The sequence below is a fragment of the Pseudomonas onubensis genome, from assembly GCF_965653655.1.
GTDB lineage: Bacteria > Pseudomonadota > Gammaproteobacteria > Pseudomonadales > Pseudomonadaceae > Aquipseudomonas.
Genome location: NZ_CBFHAZ010000039.1, coordinates 40,785 through 50,682 on the forward strand (window position 1 = coordinate 40,785; position 9,898 = coordinate 50,682).

General features: G+C 61.7%; 8 protein-coding genes. 5 read left to right on the forward strand and 3 right to left on the reverse strand.

Annotation, left to right across the window (positions count from 1 at the left end; genetic code table 11):
- Positions 1-84 precede the first annotated feature (84 nt).
- Positions 85-1,692, reverse strand: a complete 1,608-nt coding sequence (locus ACTD9P_RS15050; RefSeq protein ID WP_438868280.1) for an alkaline phosphatase family protein — start codon at positions 1,690-1,692, stop codon at positions 85-87.
- 191 nt (positions 1,693-1,883) lie between these two features.
- Entirely contained in the window at positions 1,884-2,828 is a 945-nt protein-coding gene (locus ACTD9P_RS15055) for a LysR family transcriptional regulator (protein WP_438868281.1), read from the reverse strand.
- 155 nt (positions 2,829-2,983) lie between these two features.
- Here ACTD9P_RS15055 and ACTD9P_RS15060 point away from each other — a divergent pair, with 155 nt between their 5' ends.
- Positions 2,984-5,299 carry a TonB-dependent receptor gene (locus ACTD9P_RS15060; RefSeq protein ID WP_438868282.1) on the forward strand — a complete coding sequence of 772 codons (2,316 nt, stop codon included), beginning with the start codon at positions 2,984-2,986 and terminating at the stop codon, positions 5,297-5,299.
- On the opposite strand, the gene ACTD9P_RS15065 is transcribed toward ACTD9P_RS15060, so the two are convergent.
- Positions 5,270-6,469, reverse strand: a complete 1,200-nt coding sequence (locus ACTD9P_RS15065; protein ID WP_438868283.1) for a CynX/NimT family MFS transporter — start codon at positions 6,467-6,469, stop codon at positions 5,270-5,272. The genes ACTD9P_RS15060 and ACTD9P_RS15065 overlap by 30 nt on opposite strands.
- A gap of 109 nt (positions 6,470-6,578) precedes the next feature.
- Here ACTD9P_RS15065 and ACTD9P_RS15070 point away from each other — a divergent pair, with 109 nt between their 5' ends.
- The 4 genes from ACTD9P_RS15070 to ACTD9P_RS15085 all read left to right on the forward strand — a co-directional run bounded on the left by ACTD9P_RS15070 (position 6,579) and on the right by ACTD9P_RS15085 (position 9,712).
- Entirely contained in the window at positions 6,579-7,430 is an 852-nt protein-coding gene (locus ACTD9P_RS15070) for a LysR family transcriptional regulator (protein ID WP_438868284.1), read from the forward strand.
- 283 nt (positions 7,431-7,713) lie between these two features.
- Positions 7,714-8,535 (forward strand): energy transducer TonB, encoded by an 822-nt coding sequence (locus ACTD9P_RS15075; RefSeq protein ID WP_438868285.1) that lies wholly within the window; start codon positions 7,714-7,716, stop codon positions 8,533-8,535.
- A gap of 51 nt (positions 8,536-8,586) precedes the next feature.
- The gene (locus ACTD9P_RS15080; protein WP_438868286.1) at positions 8,587-9,309 is read left to right on the forward strand and encodes a MotA/TolQ/ExbB proton channel family protein; all 723 of its coding nucleotides are present in this window, start codon (positions 8,587-8,589) and stop codon (positions 9,307-9,309) included.
- A 1-nt stretch (position 9,310) separates the two neighbouring features.
- Complete coding sequence (locus ACTD9P_RS15085; protein ID WP_017136714.1) at positions 9,311-9,712, forward strand: ExbD/TolR family protein; 402 nt, start codon at positions 9,311-9,313, stop codon at positions 9,710-9,712.
- Positions 9,713-9,898 lie beyond the last annotated feature (186 nt).

Sequence of the window (9,898 nt, forward strand, 5' to 3'; positions counted from 1 at the left end):
CGAATGCGGTGGATCAGTCAGTATATTTGTAACTGACAGACCGTATTCGCGAGCAAGCCCGCTCCCACATGGGTTTTGTGGTGATTACCAGACGCCGATTTTTACCACCTTCTCCGCCTCAGGCTCACCGTACCGAAACCATTGGCCACGCGAGTCCACCTCCGCATGGCTGATGGTGGTGCGCCGCTTCAACCCGCGCAGCCACTCGAACAAATACCCCAAGTGAGTTTCGCGCACCGCCGCATAGGCCGGATCGGCGCCCAGGTCGTGTAACTCCTGCGGGTCATTCTGCAGGTCAAACAGCTGTGGACGAAAACCGTCATAGGCCAGGTATTTCCAACGTTCACTGCGCACCATGGTCATGCGGCAGCGGTCGATAGGCTGCGCCAGGCGCTCGCGAGCCGGAGCCTGGAAGGCGTAGTCGTATTCGGCGATGGCGTAGTTGCGCCAGGTGATGGGTTCGCCGTGCAGCAGCGGGATCAGCGAGCGGCCTTCCAGGCGATGGTCTGCGGCGGGCAAGCCCAGGGCATCGAGGAACGTTGGCAGCGCGTCGATGGTTTCCGCCAGGCGCTCATCCACCGTGCCACGGCTGATATCGGCACTGGCACGCGGGTCGCGCACGATCAGCGGAATGCCCACCGCAGGCTCCAGCAAGAACTCTTTTTCGCCGAGGAAGTGGTCGCCGAGGAAGTCGCCATGGTCACTGGTGAACACGATCAGTGTGTCGTCCCAGCGGCCGTTGCTTTGCAGAAAATCGAACAGCCGCCCGAGTTGATCATCGACTTGTTTGATCAGGCCCATATAGGTTGGAACCACCGTGAGCCGCACTTCATCACGGGAAAAATTCACGCTTTCCTGATGCTGACGGAACGCCTGGTAAACCGGATGATCGCTGGTGTGCGCAGGTTGAATCGGCGCCTGGATATGCTCGGCGCCATACAGTGCGTGATACGGCGCCGGGGCGATGTAGGGCCAGTGCGGCTTGATGTATGACAGGTGCAAACACCACGGCTGCTCGCCTTGTTCAGCGATAAAGTCGATGGCGCGGTCGGTGGTGTAGACGGTTTCCGAATGCTCCTCTGCTACTCGAGCAGGCAGCCCGGCGTTGCGCATATGCCAGCCGCTGAGTACCTCACCGTTTTCGCCGGCAGCGGCGTTGGCCCATTCATGCCATGGGTTGGTGCCGTCGTAGCCGTGCTCGCGCAGGTACTGAGTGTAGGGCGCAGACTCGCGCTTTTCTGCGAACAGCGGGCTGTCGGGGTAGATGCCGTCATGGCGCAAATAAGCGTCGAAGCCCACCTCGTTGAAAGGCTCGGCCTGCGGGCTTTCAGGGTCGATATTCAGGCGCTGCAACGCCTCCAGGTTCGGCGTGGCGTGGGTCTTGCCCACCAGCGCAGTGCGGATGCCATGGGGGCGCAGGTAGTCGCCGATGGTCAGTTCTTCCAAGGGCAGCGGCACCGCGTTCCACGCCACCTGATGGCTGCTGACATAGCGCCCGGTGTACGCCGACATCCGCGACGGCCCGCAAATGGTGCCCTGGGTGTAAGCGTGGCTGAAACGCACACCAGCGGCGGCGAGGCGGTCGATATTTGGCGTGTGCAAATGCGCGTGGCCGTAGCACGACAGGTAATCGCGGCGCAGTTGATCGCACATGATGTAGAGCACATTGCGCACGGGTTGGGAGTTGGACATGAGGCTTCACCGAACGGAGGACAGGTGAAGGTTTTCGCTGTTCGGGCAGGGCGCTGGCAAGTGCATTTTAGGACTGGGTTTTATGCAGGGAATGCATGGGTGTTGCTACTGGCGCTTTCGCGAGCAAGCCCGCTCCCACAGGGAGAATGCGCTTCAAATGTGGGAGCGTGCTTGCTCGCGAAAGCGCCCGCTCAGACGGCGACATTCTCCAGCGCGCACACGTCCTCATCCAGCTCATCCATCTGCTTGATCTGCTCAATCATCGCCTCCGCCAACGGCGACAGCCGATACCCCGCACGGCTGACAATCCCATAGCGCGTATAGCGCTCCTCCAGATCCTCCGCCAGCCCCTCAATCTTCAAACACACCAACTCACCCCGCGCCATATGCAGCACATCGCTGTTGGCACTGACGATGCCGATCGCATCCGAGCGCAACACCACACCCATCAGGCTGTAGCCGTTTTCACACTCCACATTGGGCAGGTAATCCGGCCGGCCGCTGAGGTCGACGATGACCTTGCGCAGGTTCGGCGGGCGAATTGTCACCGCCAGCGGGTAGCTCATCAGCTCGGCGGCGCTGACGCTTTCGCGCTCGGCCAGCGGGTGCCCGGCGCGGCAGCAGAAGTACCAGCGCCGCGCACGCAGGCGGTGGGTGTGGTAGTCCGGGTTGGCCTCGAAGTGGCGGGTGTCGGCGACGAAAAATTCGAACTCTTCGCTGAGCAGGCGCTTGCTCAAACTTTGCCAGTCATCCACCTGGAACTGCACGCGGGCCTTTGGGTAGCGCCCGATAAAACTGCCGATGGCACGCGGGATCAACCCGGCAGCGGGCGCCGGGCCGCAGCCGAAGCGCAGTTCACCGGCTTCCAGGCCATTGAACTGGCTGATCTCGTTGGCCAGTTGCTGCGCGCCGCTGACCAGGCGCCGTGCATGTTCGAGCAGCACCTGGCCCTGTTTGGTCGGCGCCAGGTCCTTGCGGCCACGGTCCACCAGTTGGCAACCAGCACTGTGTTCCAGCGCTTGGATGCTGCGACTGAACGCCGACTGCGACAGGTTCACGGCCAACGCTGCCGCGACAAAACTGCGTTGTTCGGCAAGGGCTATGAAGTGGCGAAGTTGGCGTAAGTCGATATGCATTTTTCACATCAAAAATATCCGGGAAATGCATTGGCTATGCATTAGGTCGACTCCTTATAAAGGCTATCTCTTATGCAGTAAATGTTCGATAAAACATAAATAAATAACATTTGGGAATATCTATTGATGGATATTTCCGGGTTTCGGAGCCGCTTATGAGTCTGTTGAAGTCCTTGCCCCTGGCCATGTTGGTGGCCGGCAGCACCAGTTGGTCGCCGACCCAGGCCGCCGAAACACCTGCGCCTGCCGGCAAGGGCGAAAACGCCAGCGGCCAGCTTGAGACCGTCACGGTGACCGCCCGGCGGCGCACCGAAAGCGCCCAGGAAGTGCCGACGCCCATGAGCGTCATCGGCGGCCAGGCGCTGGAGAGCCAGCGGGTCTACCGCATTCAGGATTTGCAGCAACTGGTGCCCAGCGTCAACGTCGCCTACATGCATGCGCGCCAGTCCAGCGTGTCGATTCGCGGGTTGGGCAACAACCCGGCCAGCGACGGCCTGGAAGGCAGCGTGGGGCTGTATATCGACAACGTGTACCTTGGGCGGCCGGGCATGGCGGTGTTCGACTTGATGGACATCGAGCAGATCGAAGTCTTGCGCGGCCCGCAAGGCACCTTGTTCGGCAAGAACACCACGGCGGGTGTGATCAATATCAGCACGCGCGCGCCTAGCTTCACTCCGGAGCGCAGCATTGAAACCTCGTTGGGCGAGGACGGTTATTTCCAGACCAAGGGCACGATTTCCGGCCCGCTCACCGACGATCTGGCGGGGCGTTTTTCGGCCTATCGCACACGCAGCGATGGCGACATCAAGAACGAATACGACGGCCATGATCTTAACGGCGGCTCACGCCAGGGCTTTCGCGGGCAGTTGCTGTACAAGCCCAGCGACACCTTCAACCTGCGTTGGATCGGCGACTACAACGAAGAAGACTCCAGCGCCGGCACCCGCGTGCTGTACAGCACCGGGCCAACCATCAATGGCACCAATCTCTATCAATCCCGGGCCGCAGCGGCAGGCGCAACCCTGGTGGACGGCACGCACCGTAAGGTCAACCTGGACAGCGACCAACATGTCACCGTGTTCCAGGGCGGCACGTCCCTTGAGGCTAACTGGACGCTACCAAGCGACTTCACGCTGACCTCGGTCAGCTCGTATCGCTGGTGGAATTTCACCCCGCGCAATGACGACGGCCTTAACGTGCCGGCGTCGTATAACGCTGGCGTGTCGGTAGAGGATAAACAGTGGTCCCAGGAATTCCGCCTGGCGTCACCTACCGGTGGTTTCTTCGACTATGTGCTGGGCGCCTACTACTTCGGCAACTCGCTGGATAACAAATCCTTCGCCTATTACGGGCCCAAGGCGGACATCTGGAATGGCACGCCGACCGGCGCGCTGAATGATGTAAGCAGCGTCGGCAACGGGCATATCCGCACCGACAGTTTTGCCCTGTTCGCCCAAGGCACCTGGCACCTCACCGAGCGCCTGGATTTCACCGCCGGTGTGCGCGGCACTTACGAAGAAAAAAGCGCCTGGGTCAACCGCAACGCGCCAGTGGGTGGCGCTGCGGTCACCGGCGCCGCTGCCACGGCGCGGCGAGGGCGCACCGGCGCGTATGACTCCGGCGATCTCAACCAGTACAGCGCCACGCCGTCGGGGCTGCTCAACCTGAGTTATCACTTCAACGATAATTTGCTGGGCTATGCGACGTTGTCCCATGGCGAGAAGTCCGGCGGGGTCAACTTGGTGGTGGGCTCTGCGCCGACGGCCGGGGCGGATTCGCTGCTGGTGGGCACCGAGCGCGCCAACAACGCCGAGTTGGGGTTTAAAAGCACGCTGTGGGACCGCCGCCTGCAACTCAATGCCAACCTGTTCTGGACCCAGGTCAACGGCTACCAGACCAACGCCTACGACCAGGAAAATCGTGTGCAATACCTGACCAACGCCGGTTCGGTGCGCTCGCGCGGCGTGGAAGTGGAAAGCACGCTGGTGCCGATCCGGGGCCTGACGTTGAATATCAATGGCTCGTTCAACGATGTAAGTTACCTGTCGTACAAAGATGCACCATGCCCACCGGAAGTCAGCTTGCGCCCGGGTGCGCCGGCCTCCTGCGACTTGAGCGGTCACCAAGTGGTGGGCGCGTCCAAGTGGATCGCCAACGCCAACGGCGAGTACAAGTGGAACCTGGATAACGGCTTCGAACCCTACGTGACCGCCAGCTACGCATTCCGCTCCAAAGCGGTAGGCACGGTCGAGGATTCCGACTATGGGCAGATTCCGGCCTACGCGGTGGTCAACCTCTCTACCGGCCTGCGCGGCAACTACCAGCAGGGGCAGTGGGATGTGTCGTTGTGGCTGAAAAACGCCTTCGACAAAACCTACTACACCACCCTGTGGACCGGCGGCAATGGCGGCTACGAAGGCTTGCTGGGCACGCCGCGCACCTTAGGCGTGACTGGGCGCTACGACTTCTGAACCAGTGCGATAGGTGGCCGGGCTGAACACCCGCGTCACCACCAGCATCGCCAGCACCGTGACCGTCAGCACCACCCAGGCGCTGACGAAGTTGCCGGTGATTTCGCGCAGCCAGCCGGTCAGCCATGGCGAAACCGCGTTGATCAAAAAGCCCACGCCCTGCACGAAGGCCGCCAGTTGCCCGGCCTGACGTGGGTCGCGGTGGTGGTCGAGGGTCAGCAGCAGGCTCAGGGCGAAACACGCGCCCAGGCCAAAACCGCACAAGGCGACCCACAGGTGGGGATACTCGAGCGGTGCGAGGATCAGGCCGAGGTAGCCGATGGTCTGTGCCAACAGGCTGATGCCGAGCAGCGGGCGACGGTCGATACCGCGTTGTGCCAACACTGGCATCAGCAGCGCGGCGATCACCTGGAAGATGGTCATGAATGCCAGCAACGAACCGCTCGGCAACACGCCCCAACCCAGTTGCTGGTAGTAGGCCGGCAGCCACGCGACCATGCTCATGTAGCCGCAATTCACCAGCCCGAAATACAACGCCAGCAGCCACGCCCGACGATTGCGCAGCCCTTTGAAGGCAGGCGCGATTTGCTGGTTTCTCGCCGCGCCCAACGGCAGCCAGGCCCACAGCAGCAACGCCCCCAACGCAGGTAACAGCCACACGCCGAGCCCCGCCTGCCATTGCTGAAAATGCGTGGCCACCAGCGGGCTGAGCAACGCCGCCAGCCCGCCGCCAGCCATCAACGAGGCCGAGTACACGCCCATCGCCACCGGCACGCGGTGATGAAATTCGCGCTTGATCATCGCCGGCACCAACGCCTGGATCAGCGCCACACCGGCGCCGCCCAGCAACGCCGTGACCAGCAGCGCCGCTGCCTGGCCCATCAACCAGCGCGCCAGGCACGCCAGCAGAATCATCATCAAGCCCAACGCGATGCCGCGCCGCTCGCCCAGGCGCGCTTCCACGCGCACGCCAACCAGCGCCACCAGGCCCATGCACACCACCGGCAGGCTGGTGAGCAGGGCGCTGCTCTGGAAGCTCAGGCCGGTGGCCTGGCGGATCTCGCCGAGCAAGGGGCTGATGGAACTGAGGATGGGGCGCAGGTTGAGGCCCAGTACGACCAAAAGGCCCCAGCCGGCGAGTTTTCCCGCGAATGAATGGTTGAACGTCATGCACGGCCTGTCGTCTGGGCAAAAGAGGCGTGAAGTATGGCCAGCCGCCAGAGTATTCTGAAATTAAATATAACCATGCCAACCAGTGGCAAACGCAATGGTGAAAAGCATGTTTGATCCTGTGTTGTTGCGCAGTTTTGTCGCGGTGGTGGATTGCGGCAATTTCACCCGCGCTGCCGAGCGCCTGCACTTGACCCAATCCACCGTGAGCCAGCAGATCCGCCGCCTGGAGGACGCGGTGGCGTGCCAGTTGCTCGACCGTGACCAGCGGCGCGTGGTGGCCACCGCCGAGGGCGAGCGTTTGCTGGCGTACGCGCGGCGCATCCTCGCTCTGCATGAAGAGGCCGCCGATGTGTTGATCAACCAGCAAAGCGACGGCGTATTGCGCCTGGGTGTGCCGGAGGACTTTGCCGCCGAACGCCTGATGCCGTTGCTGTCGGCCTTCGTTGTGGCCTACCCGCGCGTGCGGCTGGAAGTTACCAGTGGTCTGGGCCCGGAATTGCAGCGCCAATACCGCGCCGGTGAGTTCGACGTGTTGCTGGTCAAGCAGATGGGTGACAGCGAGGACTGCGTGGCCTCGTGGCCGGAACCCTTGTGTTGGGTCGACAGCCGCGAGATGCCTTCGCTTGGGCGCGACCCGCTGCCCCTGGTGGCGTTTCCGGTAGGCGGTTTGTACCGCAATGAAATGCTGCACCACCTGGAAGTCGGTGGCTGGCGTTGGCGTATCGGCTATTCCAGCGCCAGTTTGGCCAGTGTGTGTTCGGCGGTGGCGGCGGGGTTGGGTATCAGCCTGTTGCCGCAACGGGTGGTGCAGCCTGGGCATGTTGTGCTCGGTGACGACAGTGGCTTGCCCATGGTTCAGGGCGTGCGCCTGGCGCTGTATGGCCGCAGCGGCCTGGGGGCAGCGGGGCAAACGTTGCAGCGGCAATTGCTCGATTTATGCGCCAACAATCCATCTTGAAGCGTTCGACGAGTGTTTTTTGTGGCAAGCCCGCTCGCCACAATCCATGCTTTCAATGAATATTTTTTATGCCTCTAAAGCATTGAAAAACGACCCCTTCGCCACAGGCCACGGAAGACGTGGGCTTGGCGTTTCAGGTTGTTTCGTTTATTCAGTTTTGATCTATCTATAACTTCAAAGATTACTTTAAGAGATAAGCGTCTAGCCCCGATGATTCAGCCCTCGACGGCCGCTTTGGCAGGCCTGTCGGTTTTTTTGTGTGAAAACCGTAGGGAGTGAATCAATGGGCAATGTCCAGACCGCCGCCAGTGCACCCGAGGCGCAGTGGCGCCAGGCACCGGGTGGTGATTTGGTCGACCTTGGCCGGCCGCACCGCGCGCCGTTGGGGCAGTTGCGTTTACAGAAAACCCCGAAGCGTTTTTCGAGCCGTCGCGAGGGGATTCTGCTCGGGTTGCTGGTGTTGGCCCTGCACGGTGCGGTGATCTATTGGGTGAGCCAGAAGCCCACGCCGGTGCTGCCGATTGTGCCGCCGGAAATCCCGCCGATGACCATCGAATTTTCCCAGCCGGCACCGCCGGTGGTGGAGCCGCCTCCGCCTGTACCGCCACCACCGCCGCCACCTGTGGTTGAGCCACCGCCGCCGGTTGTCGATGAGTTGGCCGCCAAGCCTGCACCGCCAAAACCTGTTCCAAAACCCAAACCAAAACCGGTGCCGAAACCAGAACCCAAGCCTGTGCCGAAAGCGGTCGAGCAACCGCCTGCGCCACCGACGCCTGCGCCTCCTGCTCCGCCAGCACCGGCTGCTCCACCGTCACCCGCACCGGTGACACCGGCTTCAGCCAACGCCGCGTACTTGAAGAACCCGGCGCCGGAGTACCCGTCACTGGCCCAGCGCCGTGGTTGGGAAGGCACGGTGTTGTTGCGCGTGCATGTGTTGGCCAGCGGCAAGCCGGGTGAGATCCAGATTCAGAAAAGCAGCGGTCGCCAGCAACTCGACGACGCCGCACTGACCGCCGTAAAGCGTTGGAGCTTTGTGCCGGCCAAGCAGGGCGATGTGGCCCAGGACGGCTGGGTCAGCGTCCCGATCGATTTCAAGATTCACTAACGATTCGGCAGCGGTGTGTTGGACACGCCGCCACCTGCACAGAGGGAAAACATCATGGCATTAGCATCTCCACTTGAATCCATCGAAAGCGCGGTGATCTGGCTGCTGGTGGTCTTTTCAGTCGTCACCTGGGGCCTGGCGTTATTGAAGGGCGTGCAGTTCGGGCGCCTCAAAGCGCAGGATCGCAAGTTCCACAAACAGTTCTGGGCGGCGTCGAGTCTCGATTCCGCCGCTGAACTGGCCGAAACCCAGCCCGGCGCCGCTGCCCGTGTGGCCCAGGCCGGGTATGCCGCGATCCAGGTTGGTGATGCACCGCACGCGGCAGACCTGAGCCAGGCCATCAATCACCAGGACCGTCTTGAACGTGCCCTGCGCCAGCAGATCGTGCGTGAGCGCCGCTCTCTGGAAACCGGCCTGGCCGTGGTCGCCAGTATCGGCAGCACCTCGCCGTTTATCGGCCTGTTCGGCACCGTGTGGGGCATCATGGAAGCCCTCAAAGGCATCAGCGCCGCCGGCTCGGCCAGCCTCGAAACCGTGGCCGGCCCGATTGGTGCAGCACTGGTGGCCACCGGTGTGGGTATCGCCGTCGCCGTGCCGGCGGTGCTGGTCTACAACTACTTCCTGCGTCGCCTGAAGCTCACGGCGGCCGACCTGGATGACTTCGCCCACGACTTCTACAGCCTGGCGCAAAAGAATTCCTTCCGTGTGCTGCTGCACCCTGCGCTGACCAAAAGCGCGGCCGGCAACCCGCAAAAAGTGAAGGAGGCGTCCTGAAATGGCCTTCTCCACGCAAGACAGTGATGAGGTGCTGAGCGAGATCAACGTCACGCCGCTGGTGGACGTGATGCTGGTGCTGCTGGTGGTGTTTATCGTCACCGCGCCGTTGTTGACCAACTCGATCCCGATCAACCTGCCCAAGACTCAAGCAGTTGCCCCGGTGGAGCAGAAAGACCCGCTGGTGGTGAGCATCGACGGCGCGGGCAAATTGTTTATCAACAAGGACGAAATCCAGCCCGACCTGCTGGAGTTCAATCTGCAGGCGGCCAAGGCCAAGGACCCGGAGGTGCGGGTGCAATTGCAGGCCGATGATGGTGTGAATTATGGCGAAGTGGCGCGAGCCATGGCGTCTATCGAGCGCGCGGGCATCACCAAGCTGTCGGTGATTACCGCACGTTAGTGTTAAAAGCCTCGACAATTTTTTTGGCCGTCTCCTTGGCAGGGTGCGGCCTTTTTTTTGGTTCTTCACGGAATCCCGGGAAACACAGAAACAAGAACGCCGATTTGGTTGATGATGTTCGTGCGAGCAAACACATCTAACAAACCGGCGTTCTTATGCGTGATATTAATACTTTCCTTCCTTTTT

Coding starts and splice junctions, on each gene's coding strand:
- ACTD9P_RS15050 (WP_438868280.1), bottom strand. CDS start 1,692: ATGTCCAACTCCCAACCCGTGCGCAATGTGCTCTACATCATGTGCGAT.
- ACTD9P_RS15055 (WP_438868281.1), bottom strand. CDS start 2,828: ATGCATATCGACTTACGCCAACTTCGCCACTTCATAGCCCTTGCCGAA.
- ACTD9P_RS15060 (WP_438868282.1), top strand. CDS start 2,984: ATGAGTCTGTTGAAGTCCTTGCCCCTGGCCATGTTGGTGGCCGGCAGC.
- ACTD9P_RS15065 (WP_438868283.1), bottom strand. CDS start 6,469: ATGACGTTCAACCATTCATTCGCGGGAAAACTCGCCGGCTGGGGCCTT.
- ACTD9P_RS15070 (WP_438868284.1), top strand. CDS start 6,579: ATGTTTGATCCTGTGTTGTTGCGCAGTTTTGTCGCGGTGGTGGATTGC.
- ACTD9P_RS15075 (WP_438868285.1), top strand. CDS start 7,714: ATGGGCAATGTCCAGACCGCCGCCAGTGCACCCGAGGCGCAGTGGCGC.
- ACTD9P_RS15085 (WP_017136714.1), top strand. CDS start 9,311: ATGGCCTTCTCCACGCAAGACAGTGATGAGGTGCTGAGCGAGATCAAC.